We start from the raw sequence: 20,179 nt of genomic DNA on the forward strand, positions 1-20,179 counted from the left end.
AAGGGGACAATATGAGTAGACTTATCAGCTTTGTAAAACGAACATGGATATTGTTTGTTTTGATGTTGGTTATAGGGTTTTTATCACTTTTTGACAGTGCTAAGGTTGCTGACAGAGCATTACAGGATTACATATTTACAATTAATTCACCTACGCGCAGTGAAGATATATTTGTAATAGGCATTGATCACAATACTCTTGAAGAAATAGGACCTTGGGGTACTTGGTCAAGAGGTGTATTAGGTGAATTAATTAACACATTAAATGCTGATCCAATAAATGCACCGTCGGTTATAGGAATAGATATTATGTACTTCGGAAACAAAGAGGATGACCTGGAGGGTGATGAGAGTCTTGCACTTGCTGCTGAGGCAGCTGGAAATGTTGTTGTAGCCAATGAAATTATTTTTGGAAAAGAAATGGACAATGAGGGCTCTTTTGATTTTTTTGTTGTTGATAAAATAGACCAACCTTATGATGAATTAAAGAGTGTTACTAAACAGGGCTTTATAAATACAATTCCAGACATAGCTGATAATAAGGTGCGTAAGTCTTTGCACAAGGTTACCTATGATGAGGAAGAATACTATAGTTTTGCATATGAAATATACAAGCTATACGCTGAAAAAAATGGTTTGCCATTAAAAAAACAACCAAAGCTTGATAGCAGAAACCAATGGAATATTGAATATTCATCAGGAGACTATGGAGGATATTCACTTTCAAAGGTACTGTCAGGAGAAATACCGGCTAGTGAATTTAAGGATGGCATAGTCATTGTTGGTCCTTATAGCACAGGGATGCAGGATGGATATTTTACTCCAATTGATAATAATCAATTATTTGGAGTAGATATACATGCAAATATAGTTCAATGTCTTTTGGATAATAGATTTAAGCATGAAGCCCCAAGAAATATTCAGACTTGTATTCTTTTGGCTTTAATGATTGTGCTACATGTATGTTTTAGAAAAATTAATATTAAGCTTTCATCACTTATTTTTGTGGCAGCAATGTTTTGTGGATTAGCAATACCATTTCTATTATATAGAATTGGTATAGTTATAAGTATATTTTACCCATTACTATCGGTTATCTTACTATATTTATTATGCTTAGTCAGGAACTATGTATTGGAAATAGTAAGACGAAAGAGGATAACAGACAACTTCAAAAAATATGTTGCACCTCAAGTTGTTGATACCTTAGTCAAGGATGGTATTGATGAATTAAAGCTAGGCGGAGTCAAAAGGAACATTGCAGTTCTATTTGTAGATATAAGAGGATTTTCTACAATGTCCGAAAAGCTAAATCCAGAGCAGGTTGTTGAAATACTTAATGATTATTTAAATTTAACATCAACAGCAATTTTTAAATTTGGTGGTACTTTGGATAAGTTTATTGGAGATGCAACGATGGCTGTATTTAATGCACCTTTAGATATAGATAAGCCTGTATTAAAAGCTATTTGCGCAGCATTGGACATGTTAAAAGGTGCAGTGGAGTTAGGAGAAAAGAGTCTTAAAAAATATGGAATTAAAGTAACATTTGGAATAGGTATTAATTACGGTACGGCAATTGTGGGTAATATAGGTGCTTCATTTAGAATGGAATATACGGCAATTGGGGATACAGTCAATACAGCCCAAAGACTTGAAAGTAATGCCAAACCGGGACAAATCCTAATAAGTGAAAGCGTATATGAAGAGGTTAAGAAATTTGTAAAGGTGACTCCTATTGGCATTATACCGCTTAAGGGGAAAAGTGAGGAAATATCTGTATACCAGCTAGATGGATTAGCAGTCGAGCATATAGAAAAGGAATTAAGAGAATAAGACGTAAAATAAAATTAGGACGGTAGACAAATGCAGAATACAGATTTTTTAATGACATTAATTTTTACTCATCTTTTGGGTGATTTTGTTTTTCAGACATCAAAACTTGCTGAAAGTAAAGCAAAGTCAATTAAGGGATTACTGATTCATGTATTAATAGTTTTTACTGTTAACATAGTATTTCTTTTTAATTATGGTTTGATTGGAGAAATAGCAGCATTAATAACAACAGCAACACACTTTATTATAGATTATGCCAAAATGAAAACTAAAATATTTTATAAAATTACTTCAATACACAGTGTAATTGATCAAATAATCCATTTTGTTGTAATAATTAGCTGTGATTATTTCTTTAGAAATATGACAAACCAGCCGATAATGAAATTAGGATTTATTGGCATTTTGAATTATTTTATAATTATCACTTATGTAGCTACAGTAATTGCAAAAATGGTGCTTTGCGATATATGTGAATGTAAGCAAGTATCATGTGATTTTTTTAAGAAATATGAAAGGTTATTTGATTGTACAATTATACTAGCTATTGTATTTTCGTTTATTAATACTATATTAGGAATCATAGTCTTAGTCATAGCAACAGTGGTATTTTACTTCGTTGAAAACAATTATTTTAAATACTCCAAACAACAAACTATTTTAAAAGCAACAATATATTTAATTTTTGCCTGGGCATTTAGGTTTTTGGTAATCTAATTTTGTATGTATAAAACATATGACGATATTATTTGCATAAGAGTTTAAGTGTTAATAATCGGGAGTTGCACTAAAAAAATTTGCATTATAAATATTTGCATTGAAAAGATTCGTATTCAAAAAAATTATACATAGATTTAAAATCACAAATACATAAAAGGGGGGCAGTCCTTGCAATATTTGGTGGAGATATACCAAAATGTTGTGTATGGATATAATTTATGAAGAAAAACTTATTTATAAAATTTATCTCAATAGCTATTGTTGGAATAATAGTTTTTCAAATGTTGGGGACAATAGTTGAGGCAAAAAATTCTAATCAATGGGTTCAAGTATATATTAATGAGTTAAAGAAAGATGAAAAGATTAATGATTTTATGAAGCAAAGCTCAATTTTAAATAAATTGGATAAGCCTATTACAAAAGAGGATTTTTTAGAGTTGCTTACTTGCTCAATAAATAAGGAAATTGTAGATAGCATTAAAGAACAATTGGATTATGTTTATATTGATAACGCAAAAAACAGTATAACTCGTGAAGAAGCAATAACTATTGCAGGAATGATTTGTAAGCTTGAATCCTATAATCAAGTTGAATTTTATGACAAAGATAGTATTTCAGAAGAGGCATACAATTATATTTCCGCATTTCGTGAGCAAGAGATAGTAGTGGGCTATGGAAATAATAAGTTTTATCCGAAAAATAAGCTTACTGTTGCAGAGGCTATTGTAATAACAAGCAAGCTAATAAAAAAGGGCTTTATTAGTTCAAATAAAGTCAGTGACATTGCTGGAGACAAAAGTGGGTACATCGATGGCGCTGCCACTCAAGCAGATTTTTTTAGACCCATTGGGTTATGTAATGACAGAAAAAATGGAATATTAGTTGTTGATTCATATAATAACTTGATTCGAAGGATATCTAATAATAATGTTGAAACTATTGCTGGGAAAAAAATGAGCAGTACTGATGGTTATGGAATTCCTAGTGGTGGATATGTAGATGCAAAAACTAGTGAAGCATTATTTAATAAACCACAGTTTGCAGATGTAAATGAAAATGGAGATATAATAGTATCAGACACTGAGAATAATTCTATTAGGCTGATTTCAAATTCTAAAGTTATATCACTAAATGGTTCCACATCTGCAGGTCACAGAGATGGAAAACTTAAAACGGCTCAATTTAATAAGCCATCTGGTATTGTATTTGATAAATCGGGAAATGTTTATGTTGCAGACACTTTAAATAATTGTATTAGGTTTATTGATATAAAAAAAGGAGAAGTATCTACTTTTGCGGGGAAAAATTTAACATCAGGTTTAAAAGATGGGAAGATAAGTGATTCATTATTTAGCCAACCTGTAGGGTTAGCTATAGATAAAAATGGGGTCTTATATGTATCTGATAGTGGGAATCAGAGAATTAGAAAGATTGAGAAGGGTGTTGTTTCAACAGTAGCTGGCTCAGGAATGAATATACTTGAAGGGACAAGCTGTATTGAAGGTGGTTATGCTGATGGCAAAAGAGATGAGGCTAAATTCAATTTTCCTGGAGGCATTGATGTTAGTGATAATGGAGTGATTTTTGTCGCAGATACCAAAAATCACAGAATTAGAGCTATTACTAGCACATCAGTTATTACAATAGCAGGTAATGGTGAAGCGGGTTATTTTTTAAGTATGTCTAGGGCTGCCGCTTTTAACGAACCATCTGATATACTGGTTAGTGGTAATAAAATTTATATTAGTGATACATTTAATTCCAAGATAAGAGCAATTAATATTGACACAAGTTGGAAATAGGTTTAAAATGTAATTATAGGTGAAATAATGTCGATATATGATAATTGAATCGGTTGCGAATGATAATATACGACAAAATAAATTAATAAGTGATATGACTGAATTGTAAAGGGGGGGGTAAATCATGAGGCGTCAAACTGTAAAGATGTTATCAATGATGCTTGTCATATTGTTTGCATTGACTTCAATAGAGTTAGTGCCAGCATTAGCAGCGGAAGGAAGAACAGCAAAGATATATGATTATACCAATTCAGTAACTGTTATCAGAGGAAACGAAAGCTTAAAAGTGTATAAAGGCATGAGACTAAAAGAGGGAGATACCATTAAAACCGGTAAAAACTCTATTGCATACATTGAAATTGATAGTGATAAGGTAGTAAAAATGGATTCGTCTACAATCATAACTATTAGCAATTTTAATGGTACAGATAAAAATGGAAGTATTAATATTAGTCTCACAAGTGGTAAAATATTTAATGATATAAAGAAAAAACTTACAAAAAATTCTACATATAAAGTAAGGACACCTAATGCTGTAATGGGTGTTAGAGGTACTACGTTTGTTGTTGGTATTAAGCCTTTAGGGGGAAACAGTCAACAGACAGAATTATCTGTTTTAGATGGAACGGTAGCTTTTGCTGCATCACAACAGGAGAATTTAAGTGTATTTGTTGAAATGAATCACAAGGCAAATTCTACGGAGTTGACAGAAGATAAACTACCAGAAGTAAGAGAATTAAATACAACAGATTTAGGTACCTTTGAATTAGAAGAAATAGTTAATAATGATGAACTAAAAAGCAATATTAGTGAAGTTCTAAAGCAAGAAGACACGACTCTAGATGAGGTTTTAGAACAAGCTAAGAAGCGAGAAGATGAGTTTAATAAAAATGAAAATCAGAATGAATTTATAGAATCTGGTTCAAAAGATAATAACGGAGAGAATGATAGGGGAAGCAATGGAAAAGCGCCTAGCAACGGAGGCAATGGAAATCCAAACGCTAATCCCAATAACAACGGAAATGGAAACGGAAATAATAATTCCAACAGCGGAGGCAACGGAAATCCAAACGCTAACCCCAATAACAACGGAAATGGAAACGGAAATAATAATTCCAACAGCGGAGGCAACGGAAATCCAAATGCTAACCCTGATAACAACGGAAATGGAAATAATAATTCCAGCAACGGAGGCAACGGAAATCCAAATGCTAACCCTAATAACAACGGAAATGATAATTCCAACAGCGGAGGCAACGGAAATCCAAACGCTAATCCCAATAATAATGGTAATGGAAATGGAAATAATAATTCCAACAGCGGAGGCAACGGAAATCCAAATGCTAACCCTAATAACAACGGAAATGGAAATAATAATTCCAGCAACGGAGGCAATGGAAACTCAAACGCCAATCCCAACAACAATGGTAATGTAAATGGGAATGATAAGCCTAGCAACGGAGGAAACGGAAACCCAAATGCCAATCCCAACAATAATGGGAATGGAAATGGGCTTAATAAGCCCAGCGGAGGCAATGGAAATCCAAACGCCAATCCCAATAACAACGGAAATGGAAACGGAAATAATAATTCCAACAGCGGAGGAAACGGAAACCCAAATGCCAATCCCAATAATAATGGGAATGGAAATGGGCTTAATAAGCCCAGCGGAGGCAATGGAAATCCAAACGCCAATCCCAACAATAATGGGAATGGAAATGGCAATAAGAAGTAAGGCAATTTAATATCAACAATTGGAGTTAATTAATATAGCATACAGTTGAACAAACAAAATGTAATATTTTTACCACATATTATATATACTTAATGAGGTAGCTAAGGCCTTATAAAATCCTAAAAATACGGGTATATGGACAGTATTTTGTTTTTGCATTAAGCATTTACAAATTAACTGTCCTTTTATTTAATTGATAATCATGATAAGTGGTATAATATATAATATTAATTAAGTATAAGTGAAATATTAGAAATATATATTAAAGACAAGGGGATACTTTCTATGAAAAATATAAATAGAGTGATTTTAATTGTTTTAGATAGTGTGGGTATAGGTGAACTTCCTGATGCAGCTGAGTACGGAGATAGTGGAAGCAATACAGTAGGGAACATAGTAAAGGTATGTGGTAAATTAGATATTCCTAATTTGAGCAGACTTGGTATGGGAAAGATAGAGGGAATTGATTACATATTCGTACCTCAAAAGATAGAAGGTTGCTATGGAAGAATGGCAGAAGTATCTAAAGGAAAAGATACAATTACTGGACATTGGGAAATAGCGGGTCTGCAGCTTGAATATCCATTTCCCACATATCCTCAGGGATTTTCTGAGGAAATATTAGATAAGTTTCAAAAATTGACAGGAAGAGGAGTTCTTGCAAATTGTGCAGCATCAGGAACAGAAATAATTAAAGAGTATGGCGAGGAACACATGAAAACGGGTAAGCTTATTGTTTACACATCTGCTGACAGTGTTTTCCAAATAGCCGCTCATGAAGAAATAGTTTCCATAGAAGAACTATATAGAATATGTCAGATTGCCAGAGATATGCTTCAAGGAAGAGATATGGTTGGACGAGTTATAGCTAGACCGTTTATAGGGCAACCAGACAGCTTTTCGCGTACTGCAAATAGAAGGGACTTTGCTGCAGAGCCTACATCTAATACCATTCTAGATAAAATAAAGCAAAAAGGATTAGATGTAATAGCAGTAGGGAAGATAGAGGATATCTTTTCTAAGAAAGGAATTACTGAAGCAAAACACACTAAAAATAATATGGATGGTGTTGATGTAACACTTAAATATATGGATAAAGGAAACCCGGGTATAATATTTACAAATTTAGTGGATTTCGATATGGTTTTTGGGCATAGAAACAATCCAGAAGGCTATAAGCAGGCTATTGAGGAGTTTGATAGACGTCTTCTAGAAATAATATCTAAAATGAGGGAGGATGACTTGCTTATTATTACAGCTGACCATGGCTGTGACCCAACTACAGCAAGCACTGATCATTCAAGAGAGTATGTTCCGCTGCTGCTATATGGACAAGGAATTAAAAGGGAAATAAATTTAGGAACTAGGAAAACTTTCTGTGATATTGCCAGTACTATTGCTGATATCTTTGAGATAGATAATACCTTCCCAGGCGAAAGCTTTAAAGATGATATTTTATAATTTGTTGCGGTGTAAATTATTTTATGAAGCTTGCAGGTAAATTTAAAGTGCTGGCTTACTTACAAGATATTTGATGAATTTGTATTGATTGATTCATACAGCTCTCGGTAGAATTCTTCATCAACAAATTCAAACAAATATCTTTAATCAAGTAACCAATTTATCTAAGTGGTACTCGCATACCAGCTGTAAGTTAAGCAGATTGCCTGCAAACTCAGTTCAGAATTGATAAGTACAATGAGTTGATTTATGGCCTCTTAAATTTTTACAGCAAAGTCTATTGGTGTGTTACTTTATTACTTTTATCTGTGAAAATTGAGTTATTAATAAGTTAAGTAAAGGAGACTTAAATGTCTAGGCTAATTTTAGTAACCGGGGGTGCTCGCAGCGGAAAGAGTTCCTTTGCTGAAGGAATAGCTAAGGAATGCGGGAATAATGTGCTTTATGTGGCAACATCAAAGCCTATTGATGATGAGATGAAGCAGAGAATTGCAAAGCATAAAGCACAGAGACCATCTGATTGGGAGACTCTTGAAGAATATAAAAATTTAGATTTAGCAATATCTAACCATATCCATGGTAAAGAAGCAGTGCTTTTAGATTGTATTACAATAATGATTACCAATCTAATGTTTGAAGAAACTAATGATTGGGACAGCTTGACGAGAGACGAGGTTCAAGAAATTGAGAATTCTATTCAGCATCAGATTGAAAGATTAATTGGCCTGTCAAAAATGTCAGATGTAACATTTGTAATAGTAACCAATGAAATAGGGCTTGGGATTGTTCCAGCAACAGCAATTAGCAGGGATTTTAGGGATATTGCTGGCAGGATGAATCAATTAATTGCAAGAGCTGCGGATGAAGTATACTTCTGTGTGTCTGGTATACCAATGAAAATAAAATAATACTATTTTGAATTTAAATTGTAGAAAACATGCTTTAAATCACTGCTTTACATGGTGTACTGTATAAGCAGTGGTTCTTTTAATGCAGTTTAGTTGGATTGCTTTATAATTTGTAGGGGGATTAAGTCGCAAATTTAAGCTATGGTCCGATATCATAATATACAGCGATAACAAATGACTTATATAGCTGAAAGGGTGATGTCGCTAGTGGTATCAACATCACCCTGCTTAGGATAACAAATGACTTACATAGCTGAAAGGAATAATCACCGATGTCGGTTGGATATTCATAACCTTGATAACAATCGATTTATTTGATTGAACAGCAAAACATCTCGGTATATAACATTAGTACCTATATGTGGGTATATTAGAAGTTATGGGAGAATTGATGAAGAGAAATAAAGGAGGAACATAAATTTGAATACAGCAATAAAGAGACTGGTGCTAATGCTGCAATTTTTCACAAGAATACCTATTAAATTAAGGCTTTCAGCAGATGCTGAGGACTTTGGTAAAGGCTTGGTTTTTGCCCCATTAGTTGGAATAGTGATTGGAACTATTTTGGGAGCATTTTCATTTGGATTGCTGTATCTACTTTCAAAACCTCTGGTGGCTGCTATAGTTTTGATTACTTATATTTTAATAACAGGAGGATTGCATTTAGATGGATTAGGTGATACCTTTGACGGGCTTTTTTCAAATCGTTCCAAAGAACGGATTCTGGAAATAATGAGGGACAGTAGGGTTGGAACAAACGCAGTACTAGCGATAGTAAGTGTCCTGTTAATAAATTATGCTGCGTTATGCCAAATAAACAGCACATATTTTTTGAGGGTTGTAATGTTGATGCCTATGGCAGGCAGAATTGGTTCATTGATAAGTTCTGCTGTATCTACTTATGCTAGGAGAGAAGAAGGCCTAGGTAAGTCTTTTATTGATTTCTGCGGTAAAAAGGAATTGATTGGTGGATTAATAATATATATTGTGATTAGCTTATTAACTTTCGACTACAAAATGTGGATTGTTTTGGCAGTTTCTCCTATAAGCGCATTTCTATTAATAAAGGTATTAAGCAAAAAGATTGACGGAGCGACAGGTGATATACTTGGAGCAGTGTGCGAAATCAATCAGAGCATTTTCTTGTTAATTGCATGTTCGGTTTTAGTGTAATGTATGTCTGGCATTTTAATAATGAAATGTTAACAGAAGGTTATTACCATATAACACCAATACATATGTTTGTTTTGTAAAATTTATTTCGAATGTAATTAATAATTTTACTCGAAAATGAGCATACTTTTAGCTATAAAATAAAAAAGGTGTGGAGGTTAATATGGTTAGGCCAATTAAAATCAAAAACATAGAAGATATTGAGAAAATAAACTCAATTGTGACAAAATATCATTTTGATATATGGATACACGGAAAAAGTGGAATGGCTGATGCAAAATCTATTTTAGGCATGTTTATTCTTAAGTTAAATGAACCCTTGACTTTAGTAGTTCCTGATGATGTTGAGACAAGTAAATTATTTAAGGAACTGGGAGAATATATAGAAATCTACTAATATAATGAGTTATAATGAGCTTTTAGTGCAAAACTCTGCACAAATAATATGTGGTTCGATAGTATTGATAGTGGCTTGTTGCCAAAAAGCTTTCTAGTTCTTAGGCAAAACTGGTTACCAGTTATGTATAAAATATCCAAGTGATTAGTCTAAGGTAAGCTTTTTATTGTAGATTTATACATTATATCCTCTTTTGTTGCTTCATTTCGATTAAATTCACCAGATATTCGTCCTTCTGCAAGCACAAGTACTCTATCACACATTCCTAATATTTCTTCCACGTCAGATGAAATCAATATTATAGATGCGCCTTTTGTGACTAAATCAAGCATTATGTTGTATATATCTATTTTTGAAGCTATGTCAACTCCACGTGTAGGCTCATCAAGGATATATATTTTTGAACGGCTCATTATCCAACGTGCCACAGCAGTTTTTGCTGATTGCCTCCGCTGTAGGTTTCAAGCAAGTCATTTAGAAGACCAGGCTTGATGCTTAGTTTTTTAATATATGTATCTGTAACATCGGTCATTATTTGGTTATGCAGGTATTTGTACTGCTCAAATCTTTTTAGAGACGATACAGTAACATTATTTTCCAAGCTGAGACAACCAAATATAGAACTTACAGCTCTATCCTCGGGAAGAAAAGCAATACCTTTTTTTATTGCGTCATGTGGGGATGTAATTTTTTGTTTTTGCCCATCTATTTCGATACAACCGCTTTTTATGGGAACTATGCCAAAGAGACATTGTGCAAGCAGTGATCTTCCAGCACCCATAAGCCCAGTTATACCTAGAATCTCTGATTTTCTCAGATCGAAACTTATTGAATGAAGGATATCAGCTGCACTTAAGTCTTTAACTGACATAACTATATCACCGAGAGGTATGTCTAACCGAGGGTAACGCTTTACTTCAGCTGGTACAGAAAGCATCTTAATTATATCTTCTTTGGTTCCGCTGCCAACTTTACGAGTTCCAATAACTTTGCCCTGATGCATTACTGTAAATCTATCTGCAATCAACTCTATTTCCTCTACTAAATGAGTAATATAAAAAATAGCAGTATTCTTCTCTTTTAGTGAACGTATAATTTTAAATATAATTTCTTTTTCAGAGGAAGTAAATGCAGAAGAAGGCTCGTCAAATATTATAATTTTTGCATTGGATACATAAGCTTTTACTATTTCAACTAACTGCTTTTGGGCAAATCCCAATTGGGCTACAGTAGATCGTGGATTAATATCTATGCCGAAACTTTTAAAAATATCATTGCAATCTTGATGCATCTTATACTTATTTACTGTTGTAAATAATTTCTTTTTTGAATAGGAATAATCCATAAAAATATTCTCTGCTACAGTAAGGTTTGGGTATAGATTTATATCCTGCCATACGCAATAAATTCCATTTGTCCTAGCATTACTGACATCTTCAATAGATACAGGATTGCCGTCTATAAGAAGAACACCACTAAATGGGCGTATTAAATAATGGTATGTCAATTATGGGAGTCGGAATCGATTGGCAGCAGACAATAAAGGGTATGGTTCTTTTAGCAGCCGTTGCATTTGATGTATACACTAAGTCAAAGTCTAATAATAATTAGTATGAAAGTTACATAGCTAAGAATAGAAACTACAATTATTTTTAAAGGTGCACATGGTAGGGAGTATTAATGCTCTTCGCTATGTGCGCTTTTTATTTGGGTTCTATGTAAATAGTTGGGATAGAACTGTAAACTGAAATTATTAAAGGGTCGATTGCTTTTTTTCGGGTTTATGTAAATAGTTGGGGTAGAACTGTAAACTGAAATTATTAAAGGGTCGATTGCTTTTTTTCGGGTTTATGTAAATAGTTGGGGTAGAACTGTAAACTGAAATTATTAAAGGGCCGATTGCTTTTTTTCGGGTTTATGTAAATAGTTGGGGTGGAACAGTAAACTGAAATTTTTACTGAGCCGATCGCTTTAACGAGTGATTGGCTCTTGTTCATTTTTAGGGTATGTAGAATTCTTGGTCTGAAGTTTTCAAAGTTCAGATATAGAACCGTTTTTATTATGAGTTTGAACATCTATAATATATAGTTTCTAAGTTTATTAATGCTTGTTGTATATATTTTATTGTCAAAGTTTAATAGTAATTATCTATAATAAATTCAAAAAATTATTTTAAATATAGTATTGACAATTATTTAACAAGGTTGTAAAATGTAATTGTAGAAGTTGTTAAATAATTAACATATTAAAAATATGCATTTTAGTCATTAGTAAATACAATTTATGTAAGTTATATTTTTTTTACAATTGATTGTTAAAAAAATAACAATAATTAGAGTGTTATTACAACTAAGCAGTATTTATACCGAGGGAAGCAAGCGTCCCACTTTTTAAATGGTTATTACCGATTTTAATTGTTAGGAAGTGAGAGTATTTTCCGCCTTGTTAATTACCGCTTATGTAATGAAATTTTCTGCAAATAGAAAAATTTCGTTTTGAATCTAAGCGTTAAAATCTAAAAATGGAGGGTGAATAATTATGTCAAATAAAAATTTAGTGGTAAATAGTGTAGAGAGTTTGCAGGAAAAGATATCTGAGATAAGGCAAGCACAGCAAGTATTTGCAACCTATACTCAAGAGCAGGTAGATAAAATATTTTTGGCTGCCGCACTAGCTGCTAATAAAAATAGAATTCCTCTTGCAAAAATGGCACATGAAGAAACAGGAATGGGAATTGTAGAAGATAAAGTTATAAAAAACCACTATGCATCAGAGTATATTTATAATGCCTATAAGGATACTCAAACCTGTGGTGTAATTGAAAAGGACGAAGCGTTTGGAATAACTAAAATTGCTGAACCATTAGGTGTAATAGCGGCTATAGTACCAACAACCAACCCTACATCAACTGCAATTTTTAAAGCATTATTATCTCTGAAAACAAGAAATGGTATTATTTTTTCACCACATCCTAGAGCAAAAAAATGCACTATCGAAGCAGCACGAATAGTCCTAGATGCAGCTGTAGCAGCAGGTGCACCAGAAGGAATTATTGGTTGGATAGATGAACCTTCAATTGAACTGTCAGGTATTGTTATGAAGGAAGCAGATATAATCCTTGCCACTGGCGGACCTGGAATGGTTAAGGCAGCTTATTCATCAGGTAAGCCTGCAATTGGAGTTGGGCCTGGTAATACACCAGCTATTATTGATGATAGTGCTGATATAAAAATGGCGGTTAGTTCAATTATTGTTTCAAAAACTTTTGATAATGGTATGATTTGTGCCTCAGAACAGTCAGTTATAGTTCTAGACAAGGTTTATAATGAGGTCAGAAAAGAGTTTGTTCGTCGTGGAGCATATATGTTAAATAAAGATGAGACTCAAAAGGTTAGAGATATTATTTTGATTAATGGAGTCTTAAATGCAAAAATAGTTGGTCAATCTGCATATACTATTGCAAAACTAGCAGGTTTCAGTGTCCCTAATGATACTAAAATGCTAATTGGTGAAGTAGAATCTGTTGAACTATCAGAAGCGTTTGCACATGAAAAGCTTTCACCTATTTTAGCAATGTATAGAGCAAAAAACTTTGGAGATGCATTGGCAAAGGCTGAAAAGCTAGTAGCTGATGGGGGGTTCGGACATACATCCTCTTTATATATCAATGTAGTAAGCGGTAAGGAGAAAATTAATAAATTTACTGAAGCAATGAAAACTTGCAGAATTCTTATAAATACACCATCTGCACATGGAGGAATAGGAGACCTGTATAACTTCAAATTAGAACCATCATTAACACTTGGATGTGGTTCATGGGGAGGAAATTCAGTTTCTGAGAATGTTGGAGTTAAGCATCTTATCAATATTAAGACTGTTGCAGAAAGGCGAGAAAATATGTTATGGTTTAGAGCACCAGAAAAGGTATATTTTAAAAAGGGCTGCTTAGGTGTTGCATTAAGAGAACTTAAGGATGTAATGAACAAAAAGAGAGCATTTATAGTAACAGATACTTTCTTGTACAATAATGGTTATACAAAGGCAGTTACAAACTTATTAGATGAAATGAACATCAGCCATTTTACATTCTTTGATGTGGCTCCAGATCCAACACTTGAGTGTGCAAAGCTTGGTGCAAAGGCTATGATCGAATTTAAACCAGATGTTATTATAGCAGTTGGCGGTGGTTCAGCAATGGATGCAGGTAAAATAATGTGGACATTATATGAACACCCTGAGGTTGACTTCCAAGACTTAGCTATGAGATTTATGGATATAAGAAAAAGAGTATATAACTTCCCTAAAATGGGTGAAAAAGCATATTTTGTAGCAGTGCCAACATCAGCAGGTACGGGCTCAGAGGTAACACCTTTTGCAGTTATTACTGATGAGCAGACAGGAGTAAAGTATCCTCTTGCTGACTATGAGTTGATGCCAGATATGGCAATTGTTGATGTGGATTTGATGATGCATATGCCAAAGAGTCTAACAGCTGCATCAGGAATAGACGCATTAACACATGCAATTGAGGCATATGGTTCAATGTTGTCTTCAGACTATACAAATGGTCTAGCTTTGCAGGCACTTAAGAGCATATTTGAGTATCTTCCATCAGCGTATGAAAATGGAGCAAAGGATCCTATTGCTAGAGAAAAAATGGCTAATGCTTCAACTATAGCTGGTATGGCATTTGCTAATGCTTTCTTGGGAATTTGTCACTCAATGGCTCATAAGCTAGGAGCATTCCATCATTTGCCGCATGGGGTTGCTAATGCCCTTCTTATTAATGAGGTTATGAAATTCAATGTTGCTGAGGCACCCGCAAAAATGGGTACCTTCTCACAATACAAGTATCCTGAAGTATTAAAGAGATATGCTGAAATTGCTTCCTTTATTGGAATTAATGGTGTAAATGATGAAGATAAATTTAATAAATTACTTGCTAAGATTGATGATTTAAAAGCTAAGGTTGGAATTCCTAAGACAATAAAAGAAGCTGGTATAGATGAAAGTAAATTTATTGAAACTTTAGATGAAATGGTAGAACAGGCATTTGATGACCAGTGCACAGGTGCAAATCCAAGATATCCACTTATGAGTGAAATGAAAGAAATGTATTTAAGAGCTTATTATGGTAAGGAAAATGTATCTGCTGATGAATTAGCAGGTTAGCGAAGGTAGTCTCTCTCTTAATATGTTATATATTCTCAAAGAAGTCGCTTATTCATTTGAATAGGCGGCTTTTTTGACTTTAAAGTACATGATTACTGGTGCTTCTGCATAAACTTATCTAAATGTGTTACTAACAAGATATTTGTTGAATTTGTATAGGGGGGTATCATAGCTAATTATACCGCTGAATACATTTGACAAACATGATTGTTCTTCACTGTAATTATTTCAGCATCAAATTCGTGGGCGAGCAATAGATATATATTGCACGGAGAGTACTATGGGAAGTAGATATAATAATTAGCAGAAAAATTGATAATAATTATATTGTTTTATATTATTAAAAAAATGGTATATTAAAATAGTAGTACTTAAAATAAATATACAATGTTATATTTTATTTTGTTTAGAATAAGTTACAAATTACTAACTAATATAGACTATTAACTCTGTCTATAAGTGTTCATACTTATTATTATCACAATAAGTATATGAATTAGTACATTAGAGAATAAAAATTTTAAATGCAGGAGGATTTTTTAATGAGTTTTAATTATTTTATGCCCACAAGAATTCTGTTTGGTAAGGGCCAGTTATCGAATTTGCATAAACAGAAGTTGCCTGGTAAAAAGGCTTTAATTGTAACCTCGGCAGGAACGTCAATGAAAAAACACGGATATCTTGGCAGACTTGAAGAACAGCTGAAAATAGCAAAGGTTGAATATGTATTGTTTGATAAAATATTGCCAAATCCAATTAAGCCGCATGTAATGGAAGGAGCACAACTTGCAAAGGATAGCGGATGTGACTTTATAATAGGACTTGGCGGCGGCAGCAGTATAGATTCGGCAAAATCAATTGCAGTAATGGCCACTAATGAAGGCGATTATTGGGATTATATCAGTGGTGGTTCTGGAAAGGCAAAGCCTGTACCAAATGATCCGTTACCAATAGTGGCTATCACAACAACTGCAGGAACTGGTACAGAGGCTGATCCTTGGACTGTTATAACAAATGACATCAGTAATGAGAAAATTGGATATGGTTATGACAAAACTTTTCCCACATTATCAATAGTAGACCCTGATTTAATGATGACAGTTCCACCACATTTGACTGCATTTCAGGGATTTGATGCATTATTTCACAGTACAGAGGGATATATAAATGTAGTTGCAAATGAGATGAGTGATTTGTATGCGTTGAAGAGTATTGAATTATTAGGGAAATATCTTAAAGTTGCTGTTAATGATGGTTCAAATGAGGAGGCTCGTGAAAAGGTCGCTCTGGCAAATACTTTAGCAGGTATGGTTGAGTGGCTTTCAGGCTGTACATCTGAGCACTCTTTAGAGCATGCTCTTAGTGCATTTCATCCAGAATTGCCACATGGAGCAGGTTTAATTATGATTAGTGAAGAATACTACACATTTTTTGCAAAATCAGGTGCCTGTGACAAAAGACTTGTAGATATGGCAAAGGCTCTTGGTAAACTTGATGCAAAAGAGCCTATGGATTTTGTTACGGAATTGGCAAAGCTTAAAAAGGCATGTGGTGTGGATGAACTCAAAATGTCCGATTATGGTGTGAATCTGGAAGAACTTGACAAAATAGCGAAAAATGCAAGGGAAACAATGGGAGCACTATTTAATTGTGATGCTGCTCAGCTTTCTCACGAGGATGTAGTTGAAATATACAGGAAATCTTACAAATAGTGTTAGAAGTTAAGAATTACAGTATGGTTAAAAGCCATAGTTGTGCAATAAATAACACCTATATTTATTGCAATATGCATTAGATATAGGAGTGTAACGAGAAATATAAATTTTATAATACCATAATTCTAGAGATAAATATTTCAGAATTTATTTATGAAAAAAATGCTGTGAAAATCCAATATGGAAGATTGGCATTATACTTAAGTTATGAAAAAACTAATAGTTAATTATGCTAGTGATTTATACCATAAATATTATTAAGCATGTTTTTCTAAAAAATAATAAGGGTTGACTAAAGAACTTTTAAGTAAAAGCCTATTTAATAATAGGCAATGGCCTTAAAAAGGCTAGTTACGGATAAGTTCTTAGTCAACCCTGTTTATAAAAATGATACATTATTTTCTCAATTTTCTAATGAAAAGTCCATCTATTTTTAATACTAATGGCTGCTGCCTTGTAATCAAACAAGTTTTAATAAAATAATTAACCTTTCATTCTTTAAGTTTGAATCCCTATGTTCTTATTCTTAAAAAGTTGAATTATTTATATTTATAATCTCCTCTATCGACAACTAGCTGATAGCCAATGCTTTTCATACGGTTTTGCAGACAATGGTTACATTCTGCAGCCTCTTCACCTGTGCAAATTTTATTATCGTATAATAAATATTTCTTACGTACAGAAACAGGAGAGAGGTTTGGCATTACAACATTTGCACCTGCAAGAATGCCTTTTTCGCGCCCATTTTTATCAATTGTACCAAGAGCTGTAGTAGCAGGAATAAGTGAATTTGGCAGCAATAATCGTACAATTCCAATCAGCAATAGTGTCAATTCTAAGCTGCCAGCAGGCTCGTTAGAAAATATTGTGTCCTTGTGAGGTATAAAGGGACCCATACCCACCATTTCGGGAGAAAATTCTTTAATGAACATTAAATCTTCAACAATATTCTCCATTGTCTGATAAGGTGAACCTATCATAAATCCTGTACCCACCTGAAAGCCTATATCCTTCAAATTATATAAGCACTGTTTTCTGTTACTTAAGGATAAGCTTTTTGGGTGAAGCTTTTGATAATGCTCCTCATTTGCAGTTTCATGACGAAGCAAATACCGGTCTGCACCTGCTTCAAAGTAGCGTTTATAGGATTCATAGCTTTTTTCACCTATTGAGAGAGTAATAGCACAGTCTGAATAATTAGACTTGATTTTTTTTAGAATATCAACTATTTCATTGTCAGAAAAGTAATTATCTTCACCGCCTTGCAGTACAAAGGTGCGAAAGCCTAACTCATAACCAGTTTTGCAACAGGAAAGCACTTCATCTATGCTTAATCTATATCTCTCTGTGTTTTTATTGCTGCTTCTAATGCCGCAGTAATAACAATTATTTTTACAGTAGTTAGTAAACTCTATTAGACCTCTTGTATAAATTGAATTACCGAAATGCTTTAAAGCAACCTCTCGTGATTTGGAAAATAAGTATTCACTAATATTGGTATCAAAATTATTGAGTAAATTAAGAAACTCTTCTCTATCTAAGTTTTGTGTATTATATAGCTTATCAATTATTGCTTTCATTTTGAGCCTCCTAGTATTATTGCAAATTACAATTTAGATAACTATAGCATATATTTAAGACATAGGCAAAGCAATAATAGTTAAAAATTATATATTAGGGTTGATTGCTTAGGATATTGATACCCTGCACCAAAACATCAAAAACCTGTTCGGTGTTTTGTGCTCGAAAAAGCATACGTTTCGTACAATGATGTTTTTTAAATTAGCCTCAAACCTAAACTATCGGAAGATATCATCGAATATTAACCGATGTATCGTCCGATAGTAATTAACTAGTAAAAATTGAGCAAATGTCAATACTATAGGCCATATACAGTGTTTTAGTCTGCAAATAATGGTGTTGACAAATATCTCTCGCCAGTATCGGGGAGTAAAACTATAATTGTTTTGCCTGCATTTTCTGGTCTGTTTGCCAACTGGGTTGCTGCCCATAGTGCTGCACCAGAAGAAATTCCAATCAAAAGACCTTCTGTCTTAGAAAGTTCTCTTCCTGTTGCAAAAGCAGCTTCATTTTCAACAGGAATTATTTCATCATAAATATTAGTATTCAGTGTATCAGGTACAAAGTTGGCACCTATACCCTGAATTTTATGTGAGCCTGCATATCCCTTTGTAAGGATAGGTGAACTTGCTGGTTCAACTCCCACTACTTTAATATTGGGATTTTTTGATTTCAAATATTCGCCTACACCTGTAATTGTTCCGCCAGTTCCGATACCAGCAACAAAAATATCAACCTTTCCGTCAGTATCTTCCCAGATTTCAGGACCTGTTGTTGCTCTATGAATTGCAGGATTTGCTGGATTTACAAACTGGCCGGGAATGAAGCTGTTTGGTATTTCAGCTGCAAGTTCATTGGCTTTTTCTATAGCACCCTTCATACCCTTAGTGCCTTCTGTTAATACAAGTTCTGCACCGTATGCTTTTAATAAGTTTCTACGTTCTACGCTCATAGTTTCTGGCATAGTAAGTATAATTCTATAGCCTCTGGCAGCTGCAACTGAAGCTAAGCCTATACCTGTATTTCCGCTGGTTGGTTCTATAATAACTGAATCCTTTTTTAATATGCCTTTTGCTTCAGCGTCATCAATCATAGCTTTTGCAATTCTGTCTTTTACACTGCCAGCAGGATTAAAATATTCTAACTTACCGATAAGAGTTGCATTAAGATTATTTTTCTTTTCATAATTTGATAATTGAAGCAATGGTGTTCTGCCAATTAAATCTGTTAAGCTTTTGTAAACCTTTGACATATAATAACTCCTCCTCTTAAAATCTATTAATTTTCTTATACTGCATTTTGATTAATTTTTGTATATATATAAATTTTATTCAATTGCTGTATTTTAATATGTTGAAGAAACTATAAATAAGATTATTTCTTATAAGAGTATTTCTTACTTACAGATATAAATTTATTAAGTCATTTGTTTATAGCTTTCAAAAAATACATTTGCTATGTTAGAGAAATTATGTGTTTATACCGGCTAAGATGAAATGATTTCTTAGTGCTGAAGTAAGTACGTGAGTAATGTATATAATTTCGTCTTTTTCAATTAAATAATTGAAATTGTGTCATTAAACATAAGAAGCATTGATTATTTGTAGTAATTATACATTTCATATATGGTTACTATGAATTAATTTTAATGCATTTATACTCAAAAGTCAACAAGTATAT

At 33.3% G+C, this 20,179-nt stretch carries 14 protein-coding genes and 1 pseudogene; 11 read left to right on the forward strand and 4 right to left on the reverse strand.

Features of this window, described 5'->3' with window-relative positions; all coding sequences use genetic code 11:
- Positions 1–11: 11 nt before the first annotated feature.
- From EHE19_RS02395 to EHE19_RS02430, 8 genes are all read left to right on the forward strand, one after another.
- A complete protein-coding gene (locus tag EHE19_RS02395) occupies positions 12–1,835 on the forward strand; it encodes an adenylate/guanylate cyclase domain-containing protein (RefSeq protein ID WP_137697747.1) in 1,824 nt (607 codons plus the stop codon).
- Between the two features lie 30 nt (positions 1,836–1,865).
- Positions 1,866–2,552 (forward strand): DUF3307 domain-containing protein, encoded by a 687-nt coding sequence (locus tag EHE19_RS02400; RefSeq protein WP_137697748.1) that lies wholly within the window; start codon positions 1,866–1,868, stop codon positions 2,550–2,552.
- Positions 2,553–2,773: 221 nt separating this feature from the next.
- A complete protein-coding gene (locus EHE19_RS02405) occupies positions 2,774–4,357 on the forward strand; it encodes an S-layer homology domain-containing protein (protein ID WP_137697749.1) in 1,584 nt (527 codons plus the stop codon).
- 124 nt (positions 4,358–4,481) lie between these two features.
- A complete protein-coding gene (locus EHE19_RS02410; protein WP_137697750.1) occupies positions 4,482–6,092 on the forward strand; it encodes a FecR family protein in 1,611 nt (536 codons plus the stop codon).
- A 294-nt stretch (positions 6,093–6,386) separates the two neighbouring features.
- Entirely contained in the window at positions 6,387–7,553 is a 1,167-nt protein-coding gene (locus EHE19_RS02415; protein ID WP_280513971.1) for a phosphopentomutase, read from the forward strand.
- A gap of 350 nt (positions 7,554–7,903) precedes the next feature.
- Positions 7,904–8,461, forward strand: a complete 558-nt coding sequence (gene cobU / locus EHE19_RS02420) for a bifunctional adenosylcobinamide kinase/adenosylcobinamide-phosphate guanylyltransferase (RefSeq protein WP_137697752.1) — start codon at positions 7,904–7,906, stop codon at positions 8,459–8,461.
- Positions 8,462–8,911: 450 nt separating this feature from the next.
- Positions 8,912–9,634, forward strand: a complete 723-nt coding sequence (cobS, locus tag EHE19_RS02425; RefSeq protein WP_137697809.1) for an adenosylcobinamide-GDP ribazoletransferase — start codon at positions 8,912–8,914, stop codon at positions 9,632–9,634.
- Between the two features lie 163 nt (positions 9,635–9,797).
- On the forward strand, positions 9,798–10,031 hold the full coding sequence (locus EHE19_RS02430) for an HPr family phosphocarrier protein (protein WP_137697753.1): 234 nt from the start codon (positions 9,798–9,800) through the stop codon (positions 10,029–10,031).
- A gap of 149 nt (positions 10,032–10,180) precedes the next feature.
- Here the strand turns inward: EHE19_RS02430 and EHE19_RS19655 are convergent, their stop codons facing one another.
- Together EHE19_RS19655 and EHE19_RS02435 are read right to left on the reverse strand one after the other, a co-directional pair.
- Positions 10,181–10,444, reverse strand: coding sequence for a hypothetical protein (locus EHE19_RS19655; RefSeq protein WP_244648321.1), 264 nt, complete (start codon positions 10,442–10,444; stop codon positions 10,181–10,183).
- Entirely contained in the window at positions 10,444–11,538 is a 1,095-nt protein-coding gene (locus tag EHE19_RS02435; protein ID WP_244648322.1) for an ATP-binding cassette domain-containing protein, read from the reverse strand. The genes EHE19_RS19655 and EHE19_RS02435 overlap by 1 nt, the downstream gene beginning before the upstream one ends.
- Here EHE19_RS02435 and EHE19_RS02440 point away from each other — a divergent pair.
- From EHE19_RS02440 to EHE19_RS02450, 3 genes and pseudogenes are all read left to right on the forward strand, one after another.
- Positions 11,511–11,642: pseudogene (locus EHE19_RS02440) on the forward strand (sugar ABC transporter permease); the annotation flags it as partial. The gene EHE19_RS02435 and the pseudogene EHE19_RS02440 sit on opposite strands and share 28 nt — an antisense overlap.
- A gap of 927 nt (positions 11,643–12,569) precedes the next feature.
- Positions 12,570–15,203 (forward strand): bifunctional acetaldehyde-CoA/alcohol dehydrogenase, encoded by a 2,634-nt coding sequence (gene adhE, locus EHE19_RS02445; RefSeq protein ID WP_137697754.1) that lies wholly within the window; start codon positions 12,570–12,572, stop codon positions 15,201–15,203.
- 542 nt (positions 15,204–15,745) lie between these two features.
- Positions 15,746–16,915 (forward strand): iron-containing alcohol dehydrogenase, encoded by a 1,170-nt coding sequence (locus tag EHE19_RS02450; protein WP_137697755.1) that lies wholly within the window; start codon positions 15,746–15,748, stop codon positions 16,913–16,915.
- A 542-nt stretch (positions 16,916–17,457) separates the two neighbouring features.
- Here EHE19_RS02450 and hydE read toward each other — a convergent pair.
- The gene (gene hydE / locus EHE19_RS02455; RefSeq protein WP_137697756.1) at positions 17,458–18,498 is read right to left on the reverse strand and encodes a [FeFe] hydrogenase H-cluster radical SAM maturase HydE; all 1,041 of its coding nucleotides are present in this window, start codon (positions 18,496–18,498) and stop codon (positions 17,458–17,460) included.
- A gap of 320 nt (positions 18,499–18,818) precedes the next feature.
- Positions 18,819–19,751 (reverse strand): cysteine synthase A, encoded by a 933-nt coding sequence (gene cysK / locus EHE19_RS02460; RefSeq protein ID WP_137697757.1) that lies wholly within the window; start codon positions 19,749–19,751, stop codon positions 18,819–18,821.
- Between the last annotated feature and the right edge of the window lie 428 nt (positions 19,752–20,179).

This window comes from Ruminiclostridium herbifermentans, assembly GCF_005473905.2.
Lineage (GTDB): Bacteria > Bacillota > Clostridia > Acetivibrionales > DSM-1351 > Ruminiclostridium > Ruminiclostridium herbifermentans.

What these genes read in the sequence shown, in the direction of transcription:
- cobS (WP_137697809.1), top strand. Translation starts at nt 8,912, where the DNA reads ATGCTGCAATTTTTCACAAGAATACCTATTAAATTAAGGCTTTCAGCA.
- EHE19_RS02395 (WP_137697747.1), top strand. Translation starts at nt 12, where the DNA reads ATGAGTAGACTTATCAGCTTTGTAAAACGAACATGGATATTGTTTGTT.
- cysK (WP_137697757.1), bottom strand. Translation starts at nt 19,751, where the DNA reads ATGTCAAAGGTTTACAAAAGCTTAACAGATTTAATTGGCAGAACACCA.
- EHE19_RS02405 (WP_137697749.1), top strand. Translation starts at nt 2,774, where the DNA reads ATGAAGAAAAACTTATTTATAAAATTTATCTCAATAGCTATTGTTGGA.
- cobU (WP_137697752.1), top strand. Translation starts at nt 7,904, where the DNA reads ATGTCTAGGCTAATTTTAGTAACCGGGGGTGCTCGCAGCGGAAAGAGT.
- hydE (WP_137697756.1), bottom strand. Translation starts at nt 18,498, where the DNA reads ATGAAAGCAATAATTGATAAGCTATATAATACACAAAACTTAGATAGA.
- EHE19_RS02410 (WP_137697750.1), top strand. Translation starts at nt 4,482, where the DNA reads ATGAGGCGTCAAACTGTAAAGATGTTATCAATGATGCTTGTCATATTG.
- EHE19_RS02430 (WP_137697753.1), top strand. Translation starts at nt 9,798, where the DNA reads ATGGTTAGGCCAATTAAAATCAAAAACATAGAAGATATTGAGAAAATA.
- EHE19_RS02450 (WP_137697755.1), top strand. Translation starts at nt 15,746, where the DNA reads ATGAGTTTTAATTATTTTATGCCCACAAGAATTCTGTTTGGTAAGGGC.
- EHE19_RS02400 (WP_137697748.1), top strand. Translation starts at nt 1,866, where the DNA reads ATGCAGAATACAGATTTTTTAATGACATTAATTTTTACTCATCTTTTG.
- EHE19_RS19655 (WP_244648321.1), bottom strand. Translation starts at nt 10,444, where the DNA reads ATGAGCCGTTCAAAAATATATATCCTTGATGAGCCTACACGTGGAGTT.
- adhE (WP_137697754.1), top strand. Translation starts at nt 12,570, where the DNA reads ATGTCAAATAAAAATTTAGTGGTAAATAGTGTAGAGAGTTTGCAGGAA.